Source organism: Neobacillus rhizosphaerae (genome assembly GCF_050477885.1).
Classification (GTDB): domain Bacteria; phylum Bacillota; class Bacilli; order Bacillales; family Cytobacillaceae; genus Neobacillus; species Neobacillus rhizosphaerae_A.
On the sequence record NZ_JBCNAC010000134.1, the window covers coordinates 1 to 22,501 of the forward strand.

Sequence of the window (22,501 nt, forward strand, 5' to 3'; positions counted from 1 at the left end):
CGACAGGACCAACAGGACCGACAGGACCAACAGGACCAACAGGACCGACAGGACCAACAGGACCAACAGGACCGACAGGACCAACAGGACCGACAGGACCAACAGGACCAACAGGACCTCCAGGGCCAACAGGACCACCAGCTGATACAGAGTGTGATTGTTGCGTTGGACCAATGACTGACATTTTTGAACAACTTGCTGCTGAAGGTATCCAAGTTTCTGTTGGAACAACTTCACAAACAAGTAATGGCGGTATTAACAACGTAACCATTGATTGTGTTATTGATGGATTCTTCCTTGCTGATAATGGACATATTGCAGCACCAATGTGTCAGATCGTAGGCGTACAGGGTGATGGTCTATTAACAGGTATAACACTTCCAGTAGGACCGACTGGAGTTGATCGTACTGGCGAATGTGAATGCTGTGAGCAGCCAACAAGGGCAATCTTGGAAATGATTAGAGGTATAACAGCCACAGCTGATTACTTTACTGATGGGTTCTTTGACAATATTCAGAATGCGAGAATCGTTGATATACAAGAAGGACTTGTAAAAATTACAACAGGACAAGACACATTTATCCTTAGTACTTGTCATATCGCAAAGATCCAAGACATTAGGGCAAATGGAGCATCTCAGGGCGCAGGTTTAACATGTGAACCATTATAAAGAATAAAACCATCAGCGGTGCTTGTCAGGTTTGGCAAGCACTGTTCTCTTTTTAATACCAACATAGAATAGAATAAAATGTTAAATGGAGGCCAACGTGATACAGGAACTTCGTTCAAAAGAATTCAATATGAGATTAGAAAGATATAAGTTAGCCAACAGTCAGAAATTAATACAATCAAACAAAAGGTTCGATCAGCTGCATATTGTCTACGCCATGACACACGTAGGCATATCCGGCGGTGTAAAAGTCATCCTCGAGCATGCCAACAGGCTGCACAAAGCTGGCGCTAAAGTAACATTGGTATCCCATTTCCAAAAACCGTCCTGGTTTCCAATTGAAGCAGAGTATATTCAAGTTCCTTTTGAATTAGAGCTGGCAAAAGGGATTCCCCTCTGTGATCTCATTGTTGCTACCTACTGGGATCATATTCAAGCATGTATTGAAACTGGTATAGCTCCTGTTGTTTACTTTGAACAAGGAGATTTTCATCTATTTGACTATGATTCTATGAATCCTACATTAAAGACTTTCATTCAGAAACAATTGGAGATTGCTCCTTTTATTTACACTGTCTCCCATCAGGCATCCAAGCTCATTACTAAGATCTACGGCAGAGAAGCACAGGTTTTTCCAAATGCAGTTGATGAGACACTATTCACTACAAATGGGGAAAAAGAGCAAGGAGACCGGCCATACCTGTTAATGGTAGGCGGAGAAAGCACTAAATTTAAAGGCATTGCTGACATTATCACAGCACACGACAAAGTAAAAAGTGAATTTAATATGGATTTATATTGGATCACACCAGAACAGCCATCAGAAGCAATGAAAAAGAGAGTAACAAAGGTGTTCGTTAACCCCGCCCAGCAAAAAATCAGCAATCTCTATAGAGGGGCATCCTTGTTTATTTGTGGGTCGACTTATGAAAGTTTTTCACTTCCGACGCTAGAGGCAATGGCTTGTGGTTGTCCTGTTGTTACTACAAATAATGCAGGGGTACTCGAATACGTGGTAGATCAGGAGAATGCTTACATCTGTCAGATGAAAAATCCTGATGACATGGCTGAAAAAATCGTTCAGGTATTAGGCAGTCAAGAGATCCAAACCAAAATAAGAAATAATGGCCTTCAAACAGCACAAAAGTATAAATGGGAAACCATTATAAATGACATCTTAAACTATTATAAAAATATCGCTACCTTTAACATCCAGGCCACAAATGACTTGAATGATTGGGAAATAGGAGTAAATACTGAGCAGTTTATGAACCAAGAGCATTTCGAAAAATTGAAAAGATTTTTGCTTGTTACCCATGCGGATATAGTAAAAGCTCCGGTAATCTATAGTTTTGAAAAGGCTCCCCAAATTGCGAGATGGGAAGTCGTTGCACACCGTAAAAGTGTGATTGATGGGAATACAGAGCATTGTTCTTGTCCACTAAAACCTACTAACAAACTTCAGTTATTTAATCTCCCCGGCTACAGCTCTTTTTTATTAAGGGACTTTGAAAAGGCATTGGATGAATTTAATTTTTTGTATAATCATCAAGAAAATTTAAAAGAAAAAGCGGTAGCTGCCCGCTGGATTGTTCTCACCCTTATGAGGCTGCAAAGGAAGCAGCAGGCAAAGAAAAAAGTAAAAGAGTGGATAAGCAAATATCCTCACAATGCTGATTTTTATTTACTGAATGCAATGCTCCAAGAGGATCCTAAACTAAAATTGTCATCTATTAACTCTGTTAAACAATTAGGCGACGCCGCATCCTTCCCGGAATTTTTCTTTCAAGTGCAATCACAGTGGGAGGCACTACTTGCTGATAAATGAATATACCTAAAATGAACTCATAATGGAGATTTATTAACTTTTTGCTAAAGGAGTTTTTCGATTGACCTATTCATTTTCTCAGGTGCAATGGGAGTACTTATTCAGACTTGGATATCCAGGTCCATGGGATAAGGGCTCATTGGCTTCCGAGGCTATTTATCGAGGCGGAGAGGCAATTGTCAAAAGTAAATTATTAAAAAATCAATACCTTCCTTATAATTTGGAAGAAATTATTGAAGAAGGCATGAAGCATCTTTCCAAGGATCTGATTCACTTTCAAACAGCAAGTGAAGTAGAACAACAGCTTATACAGGCATTGAATGATAAACAAGGCTTTAGCGTAATACGAGTCGGCGATGGGGAAATTCTGGCATTGGCTCATGATATTTTCGTCTCTTCTGTGGAAATCAACAATAATTACCGTTTAAAAGGAATGGGTGGATTTAGCGTACCCAATCATGAAAAAAGAGATTTACTGGTAAAAAACCTTTTAGAGGCTAATATTGTGGGTATACCGGAAGCTAGATATCCCACCTATCAAACAATGTTTAATCAAGTTGCCAAGCATTTTGCTCTTCCACTGAACAAGATGAATTTAACAACTTCGCTAATAAACTACAAGTTAAATCAGGAGACGACATTTATTCATAGTGTATTAGAAAACTATCGAGTATTGCTTATCGGTAACCGTTCAATAGATGGAAAGGAATTTTTCACAAAGAGAGGGTATACCTCTATTGTAGGTACGATTAAAGTTCCTGGATTTAATTCTATACAGACAGTGATGGAAGAGGCTCAAAATTATGAATTTGACATTGCTTTTGTTTCAGCTGGTGTAGCAGCAAATCTCATTTGTGTTCAACTGGCTAAGCAAAATAAGGTGGCACTAGACTTTGGACATTTACTGGATGGATATATATCAGGCCAAAGAATATTAAGCAAATAAGAATTCTCTCACCATCTTTATGTTGATTGATATGAGGTGCATTCATGATAAGTATAATTTTACCAGTGTACAATGGTGAACAATTTTTAAAGGAAACAATTGATAGTATCATTGCACAAACAGAGAAAGATTTTGAGTTGATTATTATTAATGACGGTTCTACTGATAACAGTAAAGAAGTTATAAATTCATTTGATGACAAACGAATCCGATATTTTGAACAAGAAAACAAGGGTGTAGCTGAAGCATTTAATAGAGGATTAGATGAGGCAAAGGGAGATTTTATTACCTTTCATGGTGCGGATGATATTTCTCTTCCATATCGTTTTGAAAAGGCTGTTAGAATTCTTAAAAATGAGGGTATTGGCTACGTTCATTCTGACATGCTGTTAATTACGGGAAATGGCTCTCCTCTTGGCTATTGGGAATCCAGTAACATTTCACCCGATCATATATATTCATTTTTTCTAAACGTTGGTACCCCATTTAATAACGCTTCTATTGTCTTTAAAAAAGAGGTAGTTAAAGATATCCGTTACGATCCAACAATTAAAGTAGGTTCTGACACAGATTTTATATTAAAAATAGCTAGAGAAAACTATATTTCTTATCACATTCCAGAACCATTATATATATACAGAAGACATATGAAAAATGTGACCAATCAGAGAAGCTATGATGTACTGGCTCGTCATATAAAGTTGAACATTTCAAATGAAGATTTAAAAAGAATTTCTGAAGTTGATTGGAATCCTGAAGAAGGAAATCAAAATCTGTTTACCGCTAAATTAATTGCTGGTATAGCTCTTGCTAGAAGATGGATGATGAATGAAGCGTTTATTCTCTTTAATGAGGCCATTCCATTAATAAAAAGTGAACGAGATCGTACATTTTATGAAGGAATGAAGGGGCTTATCGAAAAGGATTATCAAAGGGCGTTTAATCACTTTAATAAAATAGAGAATCGTAATCATATAGAGGAAAATTACCTTGGAGAAGCATTGCTATTTTTAAAAAAATATAACCAGGCATATACACATTTTTTAAAAGCCTTAGAAATATCTCCTGATTATAATTCTCCTGTACAGAACATAAAAGCAATCGGGATTATAAAAGGATACAATGTCATTGATAAACAAGTAAATAAATATAAATAACCCCACTTGCATGTAATATTTGAGATTGTTGAAGGAAGTGTTAAATTGAACGATCGGATGAAAATATTGATTTTAATTAAGCCCTTTTGGAGGAATTTTCCTAAGCATAAACCAAAATTTGAAACGATCACGGCCATAGAGAATTTTGCCGATGTAAGATATTGGTACAGTAATGGAAATATCCATGATATTATGAAAAAATTAAACTTTACACCTGATTTTATTCTCCATTATGACGTTGCCTGGGGATATGCTTTATCTCCATACATTACTGGACTCGAAACAATCAATATCCCTAAAGGCTGTGTAGTTATCGATATTCATTATTTTCCTGAATTTAGGATACAGTACTTTGAAAAAAACAAGATAGATTTGATTTTTTCCCTTACAAAGTCTCCATTTTTAAAAACATTTCCCCAATATAAAGAAAAATTTTGCTGGTGGCCTTTTTCAATTAACCCCACTATTTTTAAAGATTGGCAGTTAGAAAAGGATATAGATTTTTTGCTAATGGGGCAGGTTTATGATAGGGAAGGGGTTGCCCCAAACAAAACAAATACACCTAAGGGAAGGTACCCTTTCAGAGAAGAGGTACTTTTAAAAATGAGAAATTTAGAGGGCTTTGTTTTTCATTCACACCCAGGACATGATGCCCCCTCAGATGCCATCCTTAATGAAAAATATGCCAAAGAGTTAAATCGATCCAAAATATTCTTCACATGTGGCGGGTCATTGAAATATCCAGTATTAAAATATTTTGAAGCCCCTGCATGTAAAACACTGTTACTCGCAGAACCAGTGCAGGATATTCTTGACCTTGGATTTAAAGATGGAGAACATTTTATCGCTTGTGATCCATCCAACTTCTACGAAAAAGCCATCTATTATTTAGAAAATAAAGAAGAGAGAAATATCATTACTGAAAATGGTTTTGAATTTATTCATAAGTACCACACAAATGAAGCAAGAGCACGACAATTAAGTGAATATATTGGTGATTTTTTAAAAAAGAAGCCTAACTAAGGGAGGAATATAATGAATCAATTAGGCTATTACCAAAGTTTAATCGAAAAATTCCCTGAAGGAAAATTAGGAGAAGGCTTAGAACCGACATTTCCAGGATTATCCTATCAACCCATGACCTATGGATTACTGCTTTCTTCAGAATCCATATATTATAAGAAGTTCCCGAATAAAAATAGTGTGAGTAGAATCATAGAGTTGATTAATTGGCTTATTGACAATAGTGATTTAGATGAAGATGGTATTCCAGGTTGGGGGTTACCCCATGAATGGGATGCATTTCAGGATGGATCAATTAACCCTGCCAATCATCCGTATACAATTACAACTTCTATTGTCATGAATGGTTTTCTTGATGCCCTTTCATCACCAGACTTAGTGACGAGAGATAAAAAAATTAGGATCCAAGAAATTTTGACTAGGGTTAGCCTTCAATGGTGCCGTCATGTATGGACCGATAATGAAACAGGAGGTTTCTTCTGGTATAGTCCTAATGTAGCAGATAATTATTTTACCCCTAATGTTTCAGCTATGTTTCTAGGAACCTTATCAAGGCTTTTAAATGAACAAAGCAAATTATTTAATGCAACAGAATATGAATTTATCCAAAAGCGGATTGATTCTGCAGCCGAAGCCATCATTTCAAATGTAAGTTTGATTAATGGGTATCCGCAGTGGAGTTATACCATCTATAATGATCCAAGTAAAAAAACAAAATTAAATGATCTTGTGCACCATGGCTATATTATTTGGGGGATGGAAACCTATAGAGCAAATGGGGGAAGACATGAATTACCCTGGACAATAGGCCAATCTGTCGCATCCATTGATAGTTTTATAGTAAAAAAGAGTGTACAAAGGTACCAAAATAAAAAAGGTCCCGCAAGACTTTGGGGAGTGGGGATGGGATTAGCATTTTTTTCCGAATATGCTGATATACAAAGAGTAACAAATTGTATCGAAATTATTAATGAAGTCTACGGGCCATTTCCTAGTCTGAAACTGTCTCCAGATAGAAATTCCAAGAATAAATTATTCTATCCACGGTACGCAGCACATGTATTATGGGGACTTGCATTAAGTCTATAATCGCAATACGAAGAAACCATATCTTTGAAGCAAGATATGGTTTCTTCGTATTGTTATTTGAATAATAAGGAGCTTAAGTTGAAGGTGCTAAAAACTCCTGAACATCCTTTATAAATTGCTGTGCTCTGGCATCATTTGTGTGATGTGAATGGATAAATTGGTATCCATTATCCGTAATTCTATTTCTTTCCTCTTCGTTTTCTAAATAATACATGGCTTTTTCATAAACATTAGTTTCATCACAAGCAACAAAATTGACTCCATCTTCAAACCCTAAATCTAGTATATCCTGCACAGGCTTTGCCATTAAAAGGGTCCTTGAGGCTGGTGCTTCAAAATATTTTAAAACAGGGTAATTAAATTTTGACCCGCATGTAAAGAATATTTTTGACCTATTTAGCTCTTTAGAATATCTTTCATTTAGAAATGCTTTCGAAGTGTTTTTTGCGTAATGACCAGGGTGTGGGTGAAAAACAAATCCCTTACTATCTCTCATTTTAACTAATACTTCTTCTCTAAAAGGATATTTCCCTCTTGGAGTATTTGTTAAATTTCTACTTTTCCGTTCACGGTCAAATACCTGGCCCATTAATAGAAAATTAGTATCTTTTGGCATAGACCAATCTTTAAAAACAGTAGGATTAATTGCAAAGGGAAACCATCTAAATTTTTCTTTATGCTGAGGAAACGTTTGTAAGAAACGCGACTTAGTGACAGAAAAAATCAAATCAATCTTATTTTGTTTGAAAAACTTATTTCTTTCTTGGGGACTATAATGAATATCTATGACAAAACAGCCTTTCGGTATAGCAATGTTACCTAATCCGGTAATAATAGGGGAAAGCGCACTACGCCAAGCAAAATCGTAATGTAAGATAAAATCTGGATTAAAATCTAATTCTTTCAAGATATCCGTAATTGCTCCATTTTTGTGCCAATAACGAACTTCAGCATACTTTTCAATTGCCTTGATCATATCAAATTTAGGTTGATGTTTAGGAAGGGAGTTTCCAAAGGATTTAATCAATATTAATATTTTTAACTTATCGTTCAAGAAATCCACCCCTCTCTACTTGACGCCAATTCCTATATATTTCATACCTAGTAATTCAATCTTTTCCCTATCCAATGCATTTCTTCCATCTAAAACTAACTGACATTTAGTAAAATCTTTAAAGTCTTGGTCCTTGTATTCGTCGTGGAAGGCCTGCAAAATAATAGTGTCAATTTCCTTTGAAATATCCTTCAAAAAAGGTATGACGCCAAATGAAGCAATCTCTTCTTTCGTGTATAAAGGATCATCGATGTAAACTATGGCTCCTTTTTTCTTTAATTCATTAATCAGTAATAAGGTTGAGGATTTTGTATGTTCTTTAACATTTTCCCTGAAGGAAAGACCAAGAATTAAGACTTTTTGTTGTTTCAGAGAACCTGTGCTTTCCTCTATTACACGTACTGCGTAGCTGGCCATATTGTCATTTATTTCTCTGGATAATGTAACTAAACCAGAGCCTAAACCATTATTTATAAAGAAGTAGGGATATACGGGGATACAGTGGCCCCCAACGCCGACTCCTGGTGAATGAAGGTTAGAAAAAGGTTCGCTATTTGCTGCTTTAATCACTTCTTTTATATTTACTCCCAATTTATCTGCATATACAGCTAATTCGTTCACCAAAGCAATATTTACATCACGATAAACACTTTCAGCAACTTTAGTAAATTCAGCTGTTTCTAAACTACTTACTTGTAAAATAGTACAATTTAAAGCTTTTTTATAAAACTCTGTAACTAGCTGTAAACTTTTATCATTTAACCCGCTGACCACTTTAGGGTAGTTCGCCAAATCTTCAATGATTCTATTGGAGTAAACCCTCTCTGGACTATAACCTAAATAAAAATCTTCACCCATAACTAGACCTGAGATTTCTTCTATCCTCTTACCAAAACGATTCCTTGTATCACCTGTTGGCAATGTGGTTTCAAAAATGATTAGGGTCCCTTTTTTGATTCCTTTGCCTATTTCTTCTACTGCGGAATCGATATACTGATAATTTACTTCGTCCCGATCGTTCACTAAAACCGGCACAATGACAATGACAATCTCAGATTTGGATACAGCATCTGCTGTTTTTGTTGTTGCCTGAATTGTTCCTCCTTGATGGGCGTTTTCCAATAATTTGTCAAGTCCAGGTTCATTATTGATATGAGAGATCCCGTTATTAACCTGGTTTACAACAGCTTCATTTATATCGGCTCCAAACACACGGTAGTATCCACTGTTCGCAAAAACGGCCGCAAGAGTTAATCCTATTTTTCCTAATCCTACAACAGTTACTGGTTGCATATACACAGCTCCTTTATTGAATATTTGTGAAAGGGCTCACACATTTAAGTAATGATTGCTAATGGCTTATAGCATTACTTTTTATATTATGCGAGGGGCTTATAAGATGTCCTTTATGTAACTAAATTTGTCCAATATAAAACGTCTATTTTAAATGAATGGACACCCGTATTTTTTCAAATGCCCATAATAAAAAAGAAAACCAAAAACCCATACCATTCTATGGTTGTTTTAATAGGATAATAAGAGAATTTTAAGAACTTCCATGATTACTAACATAATGAGAATAGGTGAGTCAGAAGAGAGGGATTTGTTTGAGTGATAACAACTCTATTCCCAACAGCTTAATTCTTGGGAAAAATGTCGTAATTGAAGACAATGTTCATTTTGGAGAGAATGTGACCATCGGTCATAATTCAGTCATATTAGAAGGAACTTATATTGGGGATAACGTTTCAATCGGAGCAAATTGTGTATTAGGGATCAGACCAGGTGGGAATAAAAAGATGAGAAAGCCTGGAGACTCCGTACATTCACTGCATATTTATCCTAATACAAAAATTGGGAATCTCGTTTCCATTTATACAGCCGTAGTGATACATGAAAATGTATTTATAGGTGATCATGCAAGCATTCGGGAAAATGTTTCTGTTGGAAGCGGTTCTGTAATTGGCAGGGGGGCAATGGTTGAACTAAATTCACAGATAGGAAAGAATGTTACAGTACAAACCCTTGCATATGTAACAGGAGATACAATTTTAGAGGATAATGTATTTATTGGTCCATGTGTATCCATGTCAAATGATAAATACATGGGTGCTAAAGAGTTCACATTAAAGGGACCACATATTAAAAAAGGAGCAAAAATCGGTAATAACGCTTCATTACTGCCTGGCGTTACGGTAGGCAATAATACAATCGTAGGTGCAGGATCGGTTGTTACAAAGGATTTAGATGATAATTCAACATTCGCGGGTGTTCCTGCGAAAATGATAACCTCCCAAATTAGTGATAATAAGGAGGATATCAAGTGAACATACCTATGGTTGATTTGAAAAAAGAATTTGAAATATATGGGGATGCTATCAAACAGTCTGTTATGGAAGTTTTGGAAAGCGGCTCATATATTCTTGGGGAAAAAGGACAACAATTTGAAAAAGAACTAGCCAGTTATCTAGGTTGTAAGTTCGCGGCCGGAGTAGCAAATGGAACAGATGCCCTGCTTTTAGCATTAGAAGCATTAGAAATAGGTCCAGGTGATGAAGTTATTACTACACCATTTACCTTTTTTGCAACGGGAGAAATGATTGCAAGGGTGGGTGCAAAACCTATTTTTGTTGATATAGAACCGGACACTTATAATATGGATCCAAAGAAAATCGAAGCAGCTATCTCGAAAGACACAAAGGCTATCATTGTTGTTCATCTGTTCGGGAAGACAGCTGACATGGATGCAATTATGAAGATTGCTTCTGAACATAACTTAAAAGTGATTGAAGATGCATGCCAAGCAATTGGAACAGAATATGGGACAAAGAAAGCAGGTACAATTGGAGACGTTGGCTGTTTTTCATTCTTTCCTTCCAAAAATCTCGGCGCATTTGGTGATGCAGGAATCACAGTTACAAACGATAAAATGATTTACGAGAAATTGTGTCAACTTCGGAACCATGGGAGTAAAGAAAGATATCTACATTCGTATGTAGGAGTAAATAGTAGATTAGATGAAATCCAAGCAGCCATTTTACTTGAGAAAATTAAATATCTGGATATATTTTTGTTTAAAAGAATGGGGATAGCGAACACATATACTCGTGAATTAAACAACTTAATAAAGACTCCTGCTATTTATAATGATCGGGCGCATACCTTCCATCAATATTGCATTGAGGTAGAAAATAGAGATCAGCTCTCAGCCTTCTTAAACAAAAAAGGGATTTCCACAGGAATCTATTATCCAGTCCCACTACATTTGCAAAAAGCCTTGAGCTATTTAAATCATGAAAAAGGTGCATTCCCTATTGCGGAAAGGGTAGCTCAACATATTTTGGCTCTTCCCATCAATCCAACAATGACTGTTTCCCAACAAGAATTTATTATCTCTGAAATTAAGGATTTTGTAGGTGCTTCCAATTGAACTTAACTAGAATAGGGGTCGTTGGAGCAGGAAAAATGGGAACATACCATTGTTATAAATTAGTGCAAATGAAGAATGTGGACTTTGTTGGTGTCTTTGATAAAGACATACAAAAGGCAGAAGAGATTAGCAAGAAGTTAAGTGTACGTGCCTTTGAAAGTTATCAGGAGCTACTAAAAAGTGTAGATGCAGTTGTTATTGCTGCACCCACTAAATTTCATTTTACCCTCGTTGAAGAAGCGGTTAGTCATCAAAAACATATTTTTGTTGAAAAGCCTTTTACTGTTTCTATGGATGAAGCTAATAGATTAAAGGAATTACTCAAAAATAAGGACTTGATCGTTCAGGTAGGACATGTTGAGAGGTTTAACCCTGCTATCCAGCAACTTGCTCATTGCATCGAAGGCGAAAAATTGATGAATATTGAAGCCAAAAGACTGGGACTTTCAAATAGAATTCAAGACAGTGATGTTGTTCTAGATGTAATGATTCACGATATCGATATTATTCTCAGTCTAGTTAAAAGCCCTATTAACCGCATTTCGGCTGAGGGTATCTGTGTGTCTAAAAAAGGATATTATGACACTGTTACTGCATTGCTTTCTTTTGAAAATGGAGTTATGGCAACATTAACTGCTAGTAATGTATCACATGAAAAAGCAAGAACATTAACGGTTGTAGAAAAAGACAAAGTTATTAAAACTGATTATTTGACTAGAAGACAGAAAATTGTCAAAAGTGAAGCGAGCAATCCTGATAACAAGCTTCCTTATGGAACCGAGGCTATCGTTATTGTTTTGACGATCCCCCCTTTGGATCCGCTAACGGAAGAATTGAATCATTTTATAGATTGCATTCATACTAATCAAACACCAATTGTTGGTGTCGAAGAAGGGTCAGCAGCAGTCGAAGTGGCCCTTAAAATAAAGGAAATACTTGATAAAAAAGGATAATTTATTAGACAAAATCCCCTTAAAGGCACTGCCTCTAAGGGGATTCATTTTTGTTTAAATTATTTTTTATTTTTTCTTAAATAATCATTAAAAAACTTCTCATTGAACAGAACCTGCTTGTCGGTTGGCCGGTATTTTTTTGCCAGTTTATTGTGTTCAATCGATTTTTCTACATTTCCCAATTCCCAGTGGCAGACACAAAGGGCTAAATGAGGATACCAGGTAGAATATGCCTCGTTCTGAAAGCCTGAAGTGATTTTTTTCTTTTGATAGGCAATATCATACCAGAATACGGCTGTCTGATAGTATTTTTTCGCTTTAAACTGATCTCCTAACCGACAGCAAGTTTCAGGGCGTGGAACATCATAAGCTAATGTTTTTAAAAGGGCGTCCATTTCCTCGTCCCTTTCGCCTCTACGCGCGTGGATATCTGCCAAATAAAGGCAAGCTCTTATATTATCCTCGACCCAACCCTTTTTCCCTCCAAGAAATTCGTTGTAGTAAATAATTGCTTTATCATACTGTTTATGATCACGCAATTCATTCGCGTAATAATATAAGTCCCTGGGTGAAAAATCTTCACCATTCTTTATTCTATTTTCATAGATTCTTAAATTTCGATCAGATATTTGAGTACTGTTTTTTTTGATATGTTTTTTATGCTCCACCGCAATATCAGATAAAGTGGTATTACCGCCGACATCCAAATATTCATGAACCGGCCCTATCCATTTAAAGTTCTTACTTCTTTTCACTAAGCGATTCCTTCTGTAATGAAATGAGGGGTTCCCATATTCATCCCTATCGATCACATAAATCATTGATACGGCATCGACACTTGAATTCAGCGTTGCCTTTAATTTATGAAATTTCTTCTGATCGTCTGGCAGCAACACATCGTCTGCATCCAGCCACAGAATATAATCCATTGTCGCCTGACTGAAAGCAAAATTCCGGGCTGCTGAAAAATCATCAATCCATGTAAAGTCCAATACTTTATCTGTAAATTGGTTGGCAATTTCCTTTGTTCGATCCGTTGAGCCCGTATCCACAATAATAATTTCATCACAGATTTGTTGAACGCTTTGGAGACAGTTTGCTAAAACTTCTTCTTCATTTTTCACAATCATACAAAGACTAATAGTTGGCATTGAGTCACCTCTTAATAAATGATTTCTCATCATTTTATGTGAATGGACAAAGATTGGAACCTTTATGAAGCATAGATTATAGCCTGTTCTTTATTGGTATATAGATTTTTAACTATATTTACCAATACCCAGTCCCAATGCAATGTTTATGCATAGGATGTTATGAAGAACAGGTCACTAAGATAGGAAGGACTTTACATGATCCAATTGTTTGAACATAAAAAAGTTATTATGGATAAGTACTGCCAATATCCAGTGGTTTTTTACCTACAAGGAGGAATGATCTTTAATAGCAGCGGTTTGCATGGAAAAAAACCATTTACCACAAAGTTTTTTCTAATTTCTTCTATTAGTGAAACTAGCAACTGCATGAAACTAAGACTCTTAAAACCTAGCAAACATTGCTCAAAACAGATGATCCTTGTACCGTCAGAAACTTGTATAACCATTGATATGAAATGCATTTGTGGTCTCCAATTTCTTCCTTGTATTCCAGTAGGCGAATGTGAACAAAGTCCAATAATTATTAGAGACTGCATATGTGCTCCTTTTGTTATTTTAGGGGGTTATAAAGAGACGGTATTGTGGAAAACCAATCTCGAGTCTTCCTTTAGTGGTTCTCTAAAGCTATGCATAGAGGAAGGCTTTCATGAGAGCTTGGAATTAAGGGTATATCATCAAAACTTGGATGAATATCGGATCTATCCAATTACCCAAAAGGAAGAGTTTTTTATTTTTCAAGAATGTAAAATGATCACAATGAACAGTTATGTATCGTCAAAAAAAGTAAAAGGACTGTTTGAAATAGAAATGGCAGGCGAAATCATAGATGAAGTAGTTCCTACCTTTTTGCAATAATTCATGCTGAAAGGGGGGGAGCTGCTTTTATTTTATTTGTGGGGGCCAGCTCATTATGAAACATTTCCCTTCTTTATCCCGTCTAATATTTACGCAGATTTTGAATATTGTGTGACGTTTTATACAGGAATTTACAGTTAGATAGAGAATACATAATTATCGTCATATAAACGATTTATTCATTAAGGAGGAGTCAACTTGTCATTAGAACAAATGAATCCCACTATAGAGAAAATACTAGCAAACATTGAAAAGGTTATGATTGGAAAAAGAAATGTCGCGGAACTCAGCCTTGTTGCTTTACTTGCAGAAGGACACGTGTTATTAGAAGACGTCCCAGGTGTAGGAAAAACGATGATGGTACGGGCGCTTGCCAAATCCGTTAATGCGAATTTCCGCCGGATTCAATTTACCCCAGATTTATTGCCGTCGGATGTAACCGGAGTATCGATTTATAACCCGAAAGAGATGGAATTTCAATTTCGTCCAGGTCCATTGATGGGCAATATCATTCTGGCTGATGAAATTAACCGGACATCGCCGAAGACACAGTCTGCTCTTTTAGAGGGGATGGAGGAAGCGAGCGTTACGATTGATGGGGTCACTCATAAACTGAACAAACCATTTTTCGTAATGGCCACTCAAAACCCGATTGAATATGAAGGAACGTATCCACTTCCAGAAGCACAGCTCGACCGCTTTCTCTTAAAAATGAAGATGGGCTACCCGGAATTGCATGAGGAGATAGAAGTGTTGAATCGTGCGCAAAAGGTCCCGCCGATTGAGGATCTCTATCCTGCTGTCGACCTTGAAGGCCTGCTCCATTTACAAAGAGAAATCAAAGACGTGTTTGTTGATGACAGTATCAAGCGTTATATCGTTGATATCGTCAATCGGACGAGGGGACATGGAAGTGTGTACCTTGGTGCAAGCCCACGGGGATCGATTGCCCTTATGAAAGCGGCACAAGCCTATGCGTTTATGTTTGGCCGTGATTACGTGTTACCAGATGATATTCAATATTTAGCTCCATTTGTTTTATCCCACCGGATTATCTTAAAGTCTGAAGCAAAATTCGAAGGGATATCTGCAGAAGAAGTGGTGAATCGGGTGGTTGCAAGAGTTCCTGTTCCGGTACAAAGGCTTGTGAAGTAAGATGAAAAAGCTGTGGAATCCATTTAAAAAGATATGGAGATTTATCCTATTGCTTTTTTTGATTTGTCTCACCTTTTCTTACGCCATGTTTCAGGGAGGGTTCGTTAGCTGGTTTTTATTTTATAGCTTTTTGCCATTTTCTATATACTGTGTCGTGATCTCTGTTTACTCCTTAAATGAGCTTGAGGTCACACGGGTTTTACCAAAGTCAGATTATAATGCAGGGGAACCTTTGAAGGTAACCGTCACGATTAAAAGAAGGAATTCGTTTCCGTTATTTTATTTGCTTGTCGAAGACCACTTAGATGATGCATTAAAATATGCGGAAAAAACTAGTTCTCCAAAGGCACTTGTATTCCCTGGATTAAAAAGGGAATTTTCGTATCAATATACGATTAATAAACTTCCAAGGGGGGAGCATTACTTTCACTCCTTTACACTGAGAATTGGGGACCCGCTTGGATTATTTGAAAAAGAAAAAACGTTTACCGTTGAAGAGAAAATCGTGGTCTATCCTGCTTACACAGAGCTATTGTACCGACCGTTTGAAAACCAATATGATCAAGGATTGACTGCGTCACGGGAGCGGGTTCAGCGCGATACTTCAATGGCGGTGGGTGTAAGGAACTATCAGCCGGGAGACCGTTTCTCTTGGATTAACTGGAAAGCCTCCGCTAAACGAAACGAGATCATGACAAAGGAGTTCGAACAGCGGCAGTCACATGACGTATTCGTTATCATGGATTGTGTGCCAGATCAACGGTTTGAACCGGTCGTTTCATTTACAGCTTCTCTTCTACGCGCCGTTCTAAAAAAAGGAGCACAGACGGGCCTGTTAACCTATAGTAAGGAGCGGGCAACATTCCCTATTCGAGGGGGAGAGCAGCATCTGCAGCAGCTTTTTTATCATTTAGCTAAAATAGAAGCAAAAAGCTTACGTTCCTTTGAAAAAGTGTTAGAGAAAGAAGCGTTTTTTATTCAACAAACTGTTTCGTTTATGCTGGTTACGGCGCAATTAACCAAACCACTCATTGAAAAGGCAAGTTTTCTTGGACAAAGGAAAGGCTCAATTACGCTTTTTCTCATTAAGGGTCTAAAGGAGTCACCATCAGAAGAGGAACGCTCGCTTATTGCTGTCGCGAATGCACGAGGCATTCGCATTGTACTCGTTCATGAAGGTAATTTTGCCGCTGTTTTTTCGGAGGTGACGCGCTAAATGAAAAGGGATATCCCTTCGTTTTTATTAAACATGTTAGGGTTTATACTTCTGTGGGAATGGCTTAGGCCGATAGAAAAATTAACCAACACGGAAAATATAGAAATGTTTATTGTTTTTCTGTTGGTTTCTTTTGTTATTTCCTATTTGAATCTGAAGTGGATTTGGCAGTTTCTGATTAAGATTGTCTATATTTTATTTGCTATTAACCAATTACATTATGAAGAAGGATTCCTCCATGCAGGCTGGCTGATGAGCTTTTTCGGCGATGTTGCTCATAATATCGGTCTGCTTATTACCCGCCAATGGAGTGATATCACCAATGAATTTCGAACACTGTTGTTTTTCGTTTTACTGTGGCTAATGGTTTACTTAATCCATTATTGGCTGTTAAACAGACAGAGAATTTTTATCTTTTTCTTTATGACTTTGGTGTATATCACCGTACTAGACACTTTTACACCTTATAGTGCAAAAATAGCCATAGTTCGCACTGTCGTGGCAGGATTTGCTGTGATGGGGATGCTAACCTTTTCGCGAATTATCCATAGGGAAAATGTCTCTTATCATCCCTCCTTTATTCGTAAATGGATGGCACCGCTGGCCATTATGATTACTGTTAGTGTGCTCGTAGGGCTTGCAGCTCCAAAGGCTGCTCCTATTTGGCCGGATCCTGTTCCGTATTTGACAGCCAATAATGATAAGGATAAGAAGGAAAGTGCCGGTGGGGTCCACCGTATTGGCTATGGCACGGATGATTCAGTATTAGGTGGACCATTTATTGGCGACAGTAGCCCGGCCTTTCACTATCAAGCAAACGGTAAAACGTATTGGAAGATGGAGACAAAGGACACCTATACAGGAAAGGGCTGGCTTGCATCTGGCTCAACCCCCATCTCATTTCGTCAAGAAGATCTAGTACCTGTTTTCTCCTATCCGGATACAGTAGAGACGATTAAGGAATCTGTTATCGTCAAGGCGCATGTCAATTATAAGTACAACTATATTATGTATCCTGCGGGTGTTAAAAAAATAGTGAAAATGCTTCCGCAAGATCCAAATGGGAATAAATTATTCATTGATACCACTAATGAGAGGATTAGTTTTTTCAAGAATGATAACCGGCCTGCTGTACCACAGGTTTTTACCTTAGCATTTGAAAAGCCAAAGTATAAAGCTTCGGATTTAATTAAAACAACAAGCTTCAATCCAAATGACATGAACCCGGAGTTTTATAAAAAGTATACGCAGGTGCCTGAGGCGTTGCCTGATCGAGTGAAAGGGTTAGCCGAAGAAATCACGAAGGGAAAATCAAATTGGTTTGAAAAGGCAAAAGCCGTAGAAAGTTACTTTGGGAAAACGGAATATTCCTATGACCAAAAAAATGTCGCGGTACCTGGTGAAAACGATGATTATGTGGATCAGTTCTTATTTGAGACAAAAAGGGGATACTGTGACAATTTCTCCTCCTCCATGGCTATTATGCTACGAACAGTGGGGATTCCAACCCGTTGGGTAAAGGGATATACGGGCGGTGATTTTCTCCAATATAGTGATGAGGATTCAGGTGAACAGGTATATGCTGTGACCAACAATAATGCGCATTCTTGGGTAGAGGTTTACTTTCCGAATCAAGGCTGGGTTCCATTTGAACCAACCAAAGGCTTTAGTAATGAGATCATTATCAACTATGAAGCTGTAGGGAATTCTGCCAACAATTCAGGAGCTACGCCTCCCTTAGCACAAAAACCGCAAAAGGAAGAAAAGGAAGAGCAGAATACAAAGAAGGATTCGGAAAGCACATTGGATTTTAATAAAATGTGGGAAAGCATAGCTACTGCTTTTAAGAACAATTGGAAGATGGGCGTTTTCCTTCTTGTTATTCTCGCATTAATTGTCTGGATTCTTTACCGAATCCGTGGCAAATGGGTTCCATACGTTGTCATGCTTAGGTACAGGTTTAAGAAGAAGGATGAGAGCATCGAGGAGGCTTATTTAATCTTATTGGGTCAACTGGATCGCTATGGATTAAAACGGAAGGAAAATCAAACCCTTCGTAACTATGCCCGTTATATTGATACATTTTTTTCAACGAGAGAAATGACTCGGTTAACGGTTTATTACGAGCAATATATGTACCATCAGCACCTTCCAAAAGGAACATGGGAAGAGTCGTATAAATTATGGGAAAATTTAATTAAAAAGACAATCGCTTGACCTGAAAAACGACCTATTGTTACAATATGATTTAATTCAATGGCTAGCATCAGCATCCACAAATGTATGAGCTAGTCTAAATAGGTACGTTTCCTTCATATATCCTCGAAAATAGGGTTCGAGAGTCTCTACCGGGTCGCCGTAAATGGCCTGACTATGAAGGCAGGATTTTTTTCTATGAGTCTTTTTACTAGAGAACTAGAATTCTGCCTTCCTACATTTTTTGGGGGGCAGGAGTCTAGTTTTTTTTATTTTTTTTCAATATGGTAAAAGCTAATAATAATTTGAAAAGATTGAGGTGGCTATTTTGGCAGGGAAGAATGATTTGGTTATCGTTTTAGATTTTGGAAGTCAATACAATCAGTTGATAACACGCCGAATTCGTGAATTTGGTGTATACAGTGAGCTTCATCCGCATACCATTACGGCTGAAGAAATCCGCCGTTTAAATCCAAAGGGAATTATTTTTTCTGGCGGACCAAACAGTGTGTATGATGAAAATTCTTTCCGTTGTGATGAGTCTATCTTTGAAATGGGTCTGCCGATTCTTGGAATTTGCTATGGAATGCAGCTAATGACGGTTCATTTCAATGGTAAGGTTGAAAAGGCCAAAAATAGTGAGTACGGAAAAGCGACTTTGACGGTTCAAAATCAATCCGCATTGTTTGCTGACCTACCTGATGAGCAGGTGGTTTGGATGAGCCACGGTGACCTTGTGGTTGAAGCGCCGGCTGGCTTTACTGTTGACGGTACGAACCCGTCCTGTCCGATAGCGGCGATGAGTGATGAAGCTAGAAAGCTTTATGCGGTTCAGTTTCATCCAGAGGTACAGCATTCTGTTCATGGGAATGATCTTCTTAAGAACTTTGTATTTAACGTTTGTGACTGTAGTGGCGATTGGTCAATGGAAAATTTCATTGAAATGGAAATGGCAAAGATCCGCGAGACTGTTGGTGACAAAAAAGTCCTTTGTGCATTAAGTGGAGGGGTAGATTCATCGGTTGTAGCTGTACTGATTCACAAAGCAATTGGGGACCAGTTAACATGTATCTTTGTTGATCATGGCTTGCTACGCAAAAATGAAGCAGAAAGCGTAATGAAGACTTTTTCAGAAGGCTTCCACATGAATGTTATCAAAGTTGACGCCAAAGAAAGGTTCTTATCGAAACTAGAGGGCGTTTCCGATCCAGAGAAGAAGCGGAAAATCATTGGCAATGAGTTTATTTATGTATTCGATGATGAGGCGACAAAGCTTGAAGGAATTGATTTTTTAGCGCAAGGAACTCTTTACACAGATATCATCGAAAGTGGTACGGCAACGGCTCAAACGATTAAATCCCACCACAATGTGGGAGGTCTGCCGGAAGATATGCAATTTACATTAATTGAACCACTGAGCACCTTGTTTAAGGATGAGGTTCGTGCGCTTGGAACCGAGCTAGGTATACCAGATGATATCGTTTGGAGACAGCCATTCCCTGGTCCAGGTCTTGGAATTCGGGTGCTGGGGGCCATTTCTGAAGATAAGCTGGAAATCGTTCGTGAATCCGATTGGATTTTACGTGAAGAAATCAAGAAGGCAGGACTTGATCGTGAAATTTGGCAGTACTTCACTGTACTTCCAGACATCCGCAGTGTTGGCGTCATGGGCGATGCTAGGACGTATGATTACACTATTGGTATCCGTGCCGTTACTTCCATTGATGGAATGACCTCTGATTGGGCAAGAATTCCTTGGGACGTCCTTGAAGTGATCTCCACGAGAATTGTCAATGAAGTGGCACATGTAAACCGAGTGGTTTATGATATCACCAGCAAGCCACCAGCAACAATTGAGTGGGAATAATAGTCGAGTAATTGTATAATGTTGCTTATATACGAACGATTTTAATTTTTTTATAAAAATCGTTCGTATTTTTTGTTGACGAAGACGGTTGATGCTGTTATGATAATAGAGAAATGAATAGATTGTCGAATCACGTCGTATAATATTGGGAATATGGCCCAAAAGTTTCTACCGAGCCACCGTAAATGGCTTGACTACGAGGCAGTGATTAATGAGAGGGTTCTCTTTCCTCTGTTAATTATCTTTGCCCACGTCAGCGCTCCGGTAGAATATCCTGGAGCGTTTTTTGTTGTAAAAAACAAAGATTTTTAGGGGGAAAAGAAACATGCACAAATATTTTGAGTTCGAAAAATACGGTACAAATTACCGCCGCGAATTTATCGGGGGATTAACCACTTTCTTGGCGATGGCCTATATATTAGTTGTTAACCCGTTAACCTTATCACTTGCTTCTATAAAGGATTTTCCAGATGCACTAAGAATGGATTATGGTGCAGTGTTTGTAGCAACAGCCTTAGCGTCTGCTCTAGGATCCATTATCATGGGACTCCTTGGTAAGTATCCATTGGCATTGGCACCAGGTATGGGATTAAATGCTTTCTTTGCGTACACAGTTGTATTAGGTAGCGGAATTCCGTGGCAGCATGCACTTGGCGCAGTCCTTATTTCTGGAGTATTTTTCTTCTTATTAACACTGACAGGTCTTCGTGAAAAAATTATTAATGCGATTCCTATTGATTTAAAGCATGCTGTTGGTGCAGGAATTGGTTTGTTCATCACATTTATCGGCTTACAAAATGCAGGAATTATTGTAAATAACGATGCGACACTAGTAGGACTCGGCAATTTAACAGCGGGTAATACACTACTTTCAATCTTTGGAATTCTTATTACAGTTATTATGATGACTAGAGGAATTAATGGCGCCGTATTCTTTGGAATGGTGATCACAGTTATAGTTGGAATGATTTTTGATTTAATTAAGGTACCACATCAAGTAGTTGATACGGTGCCAAGCTTAGCGCCGACATTTGGTGCTGCCTTCTCTTCATTCGGTGACAGTTCTTTTTACACAACATCGATGCTTGGAATTATCTTAACTTTCTTGTTTGTAGATTTCTTTGATAACGCAGGAACCTTGGTAGCAGTTGCGAACCAAGCGGGGATCATGAAGGATAACAAGCTGCCTCGTGCGGGTCGTGCGTTGATTTCTGATTCAATTGCAACGAGTGTAGGTGCCGTTCTTGGTACATCAACAACGACTTCATATATTGAATCATCGGCTGGGGTTGCTTCTGGAGCTAGAACAGGATTTGCTTCCTTAGTCACAGCAGGTATGTTCATCTTATCGCTATTTTTCTTTCCGTTATTATCTGTAGTAACTGCACCTGTTACAGCACCGGCACTTATCATTGTTGGAGTATTGATGGTTTCATCTTTAGGAAAAATTGACTGGCAGCGTTTTGAAATTGCCGTGCCTGCGTTCTTAACGATGATCGCGATGCCGTTATCTTACAGCATTGCAACGGGTATCGCGGTAGGCTTTATCTTTTATCCAATCACCATGATTGTTAAAGGAAGAGTAAAAGAAATTAATCCGATCATGTACTTTTTCTTTGTCATCTTTGTTCTGTATTTTATCTTTCTAAAATAAATGAGTGAAAAAGAGCTGCCGTCGCTGCAGCTCTTTTTTTTTAATAGAAGAAGTTTCTAATGCCTGAGCTAAGGGAAAAAGTTCTCGGCTGGTAAATAGAAGAAGTTTCTAATGCCCGTGGTAAGAGAAAAAGAGCGCGACCGGTAAATAGGGGAAGTTTCTAATGCCCGTGCTAAGGGAAAAAGTTCTCGGCTGGTAAATAGAAGAAGTTTCTAACGCCCATGGTAAGAGAGAAAGAGCGCGATCGGTAAAT

17 protein-coding genes, 1 pseudogene and 2 riboswitches are annotated in these 22,501 nt (G+C 37.8%); of the genes and pseudogenes, 15 read left to right on the top strand and 3 right to left on the bottom strand.

What is annotated here, in order from left to right; genetic code table 11:
- From ABES03_RS18455 to ABES03_RS18480, 6 genes and pseudogenes are all read left to right on the top strand, one after another.
- Positions 1-671: pseudogene (locus ABES03_RS18455) on the top strand (hypothetical protein); the annotation flags it as partial.
- Between the two features lie 97 nt (positions 672-768).
- On the top strand, positions 769-2,499 hold the full coding sequence (locus ABES03_RS18460; RefSeq protein WP_430119336.1) for a glycosyltransferase: 1,731 nt from the start codon (positions 769-771) through the stop codon (positions 2,497-2,499).
- Positions 2,500-2,560: 61 nt separating this feature from the next.
- Positions 2,561-3,445 carry a GT-D fold domain-containing glycosyltransferase gene (locus tag ABES03_RS18465; RefSeq protein ID WP_430119338.1) on the top strand — a complete coding sequence of 295 codons (885 nt, stop codon included), beginning with the start codon at positions 2,561-2,563 and terminating at the stop codon, positions 3,443-3,445.
- Between the two features lie 44 nt (positions 3,446-3,489).
- Positions 3,490-4,602, top strand: a complete 1,113-nt coding sequence (locus tag ABES03_RS18470; protein WP_430119341.1) for a glycosyltransferase — start codon at positions 3,490-3,492, stop codon at positions 4,600-4,602.
- Between the two features lie 45 nt (positions 4,603-4,647).
- Positions 4,648-5,625, top strand: coding sequence for a glycosyltransferase family protein (locus tag ABES03_RS18475; protein WP_430119344.1), 978 nt, complete (start codon positions 4,648-4,650; stop codon positions 5,623-5,625).
- Positions 5,626-5,637: 12 nt separating this feature from the next.
- Positions 5,638-6,714 carry a hypothetical protein gene (locus ABES03_RS18480; RefSeq protein ID WP_430119346.1) on the top strand — a complete coding sequence of 359 codons (1,077 nt, stop codon included), beginning with the start codon at positions 5,638-5,640 and terminating at the stop codon, positions 6,712-6,714.
- Between the two features lie 73 nt (positions 6,715-6,787).
- Here ABES03_RS18480 and ABES03_RS18485 read toward each other — a convergent pair whose 3' ends face one another.
- Both ABES03_RS18485 and ABES03_RS18490 read right to left on the bottom strand, forming a co-directional pair.
- Positions 6,788-7,768 (bottom strand): glycosyltransferase family protein, encoded by a 981-nt coding sequence (locus tag ABES03_RS18485; protein ID WP_430119348.1) that lies wholly within the window; start codon positions 7,766-7,768, stop codon positions 6,788-6,790.
- A 15-nt stretch (positions 7,769-7,783) separates the two neighbouring features.
- A complete protein-coding gene (locus ABES03_RS18490) occupies positions 7,784-9,061 on the bottom strand; it encodes a nucleotide sugar dehydrogenase (protein ID WP_430119351.1) in 1,278 nt (425 codons plus the stop codon).
- A 314-nt stretch (positions 9,062-9,375) separates the two neighbouring features.
- Here ABES03_RS18490 and ABES03_RS18495 point away from each other — a divergent pair, with 314 nt between their 5' ends.
- The 3 genes from ABES03_RS18495 to ABES03_RS18505 are packed head-to-tail and all read left to right on the top strand — an operon-like array spanning position 9,376 to position 12,151.
- Positions 9,376-10,095 (top strand): DapH/DapD/GlmU-related protein, encoded by a 720-nt coding sequence (locus ABES03_RS18495; RefSeq protein WP_430119354.1) that lies wholly within the window; start codon positions 9,376-9,378, stop codon positions 10,093-10,095.
- Entirely contained in the window at positions 10,092-11,198 is a 1,107-nt protein-coding gene (locus ABES03_RS18500) for a DegT/DnrJ/EryC1/StrS family aminotransferase (RefSeq protein WP_430119356.1), read from the top strand. The genes ABES03_RS18495 and ABES03_RS18500 overlap by 4 nt, the downstream gene beginning before the upstream one ends.
- Positions 11,195-12,151 carry a Gfo/Idh/MocA family protein gene (locus tag ABES03_RS18505; RefSeq protein WP_430119358.1) on the top strand — a complete coding sequence of 319 codons (957 nt, stop codon included), beginning with the start codon at positions 11,195-11,197 and terminating at the stop codon, positions 12,149-12,151. The genes ABES03_RS18500 and ABES03_RS18505 overlap by 4 nt, the downstream gene beginning before the upstream one ends.
- 59 nt (positions 12,152-12,210) lie before the next feature.
- Here the strand turns inward: ABES03_RS18505 and ABES03_RS18510 are convergent, their stop codons facing one another.
- The gene (locus tag ABES03_RS18510) at positions 12,211-13,302 is read right to left on the bottom strand and encodes a tetratricopeptide repeat-containing glycosyltransferase family 2 protein (RefSeq protein WP_430119360.1); all 1,092 of its coding nucleotides are present in this window, start codon (positions 13,300-13,302) and stop codon (positions 12,211-12,213) included.
- A 198-nt stretch (positions 13,303-13,500) separates the two neighbouring features.
- On the opposite strand from ABES03_RS18510, the gene ABES03_RS18515 reads away from it, so the two are divergent.
- The 6 genes from ABES03_RS18515 to ABES03_RS18540 all read left to right on the top strand — a co-directional run bounded on the left by ABES03_RS18515 (position 13,501) and on the right by ABES03_RS18540 (position 22,248).
- Positions 13,501-14,160, top strand: a complete 660-nt coding sequence (locus ABES03_RS18515) for a hypothetical protein (protein ID WP_430119363.1) — start codon at positions 13,501-13,503, stop codon at positions 14,158-14,160.
- 213 nt (positions 14,161-14,373) lie between these two features.
- Positions 14,374-15,315, top strand: a complete 942-nt coding sequence (locus ABES03_RS18520; protein WP_430119376.1) for an AAA family ATPase — start codon at positions 14,374-14,376, stop codon at positions 15,313-15,315.
- A 232-nt stretch (positions 15,316-15,547) separates the two neighbouring features.
- Positions 15,548-16,531, top strand: a complete 984-nt coding sequence (locus ABES03_RS18525; RefSeq protein WP_430119365.1) for a DUF58 domain-containing protein — start codon at positions 15,548-15,550, stop codon at positions 16,529-16,531.
- A complete protein-coding gene (locus tag ABES03_RS18530) occupies positions 16,532-18,748 on the top strand; it encodes a transglutaminase TgpA family protein (RefSeq protein ID WP_430119368.1) in 2,217 nt (738 codons plus the stop codon).
- 75 nt (positions 18,749-18,823) lie between these two features.
- Positions 18,824-18,925: riboswitch (purine riboswitch) on the top strand.
- A gap of 130 nt (positions 18,926-19,055) precedes the next feature.
- Positions 19,056-20,594, top strand: a complete 1,539-nt coding sequence (guaA, locus tag ABES03_RS18535; RefSeq protein ID WP_430119370.1) for a glutamine-hydrolyzing GMP synthase — start codon at positions 19,056-19,058, stop codon at positions 20,592-20,594.
- A 115-nt stretch (positions 20,595-20,709) separates the two neighbouring features.
- Positions 20,710-20,811, top strand: a riboswitch (purine riboswitch).
- Between the two features lie 108 nt (positions 20,812-20,919).
- The gene (locus ABES03_RS18540; protein WP_430119373.1) at positions 20,920-22,248 is read left to right on the top strand and encodes an NCS2 family permease; all 1,329 of its coding nucleotides are present in this window, start codon (positions 20,920-20,922) and stop codon (positions 22,246-22,248) included.
- Positions 22,249-22,501: the final 253 nt, after the last annotated feature.

Bases quoted from the DNA above. Each gene is read 5' to 3' on its own strand.
- ABES03_RS18470 (WP_430119341.1), top strand. From the start codon at position 3,490: ATGATAAGTATAATTTTACCAGTGTACAATGGTGAACAATTTTTAAAG.
- ABES03_RS18480 (WP_430119346.1), top strand. From the start codon at position 5,638: ATGAATCAATTAGGCTATTACCAAAGTTTAATCGAAAAATTCCCTGAA.
- ABES03_RS18490 (WP_430119351.1), bottom strand. From the start codon at position 9,061: ATGCAACCAGTAACTGTTGTAGGATTAGGAAAAATAGGATTAACTCTT.
- ABES03_RS18510 (WP_430119360.1), bottom strand. From the start codon at position 13,302: ATGCCAACTATTAGTCTTTGTATGATTGTGAAAAATGAAGAAGAAGTT.
- ABES03_RS18515 (WP_430119363.1), top strand. From the start codon at position 13,501: ATGATCCAATTGTTTGAACATAAAAAAGTTATTATGGATAAGTACTGC.
- ABES03_RS18520 (WP_430119376.1), top strand. From the start codon at position 14,374: ATGAATCCCACTATAGAGAAAATACTAGCAAACATTGAAAAGGTTATG.
- ABES03_RS18530 (WP_430119368.1), top strand. From the start codon at position 16,532: ATGAAAAGGGATATCCCTTCGTTTTTATTAAACATGTTAGGGTTTATA.
- ABES03_RS18540 (WP_430119373.1), top strand. From the start codon at position 20,920: ATGCACAAATATTTTGAGTTCGAAAAATACGGTACAAATTACCGCCGC.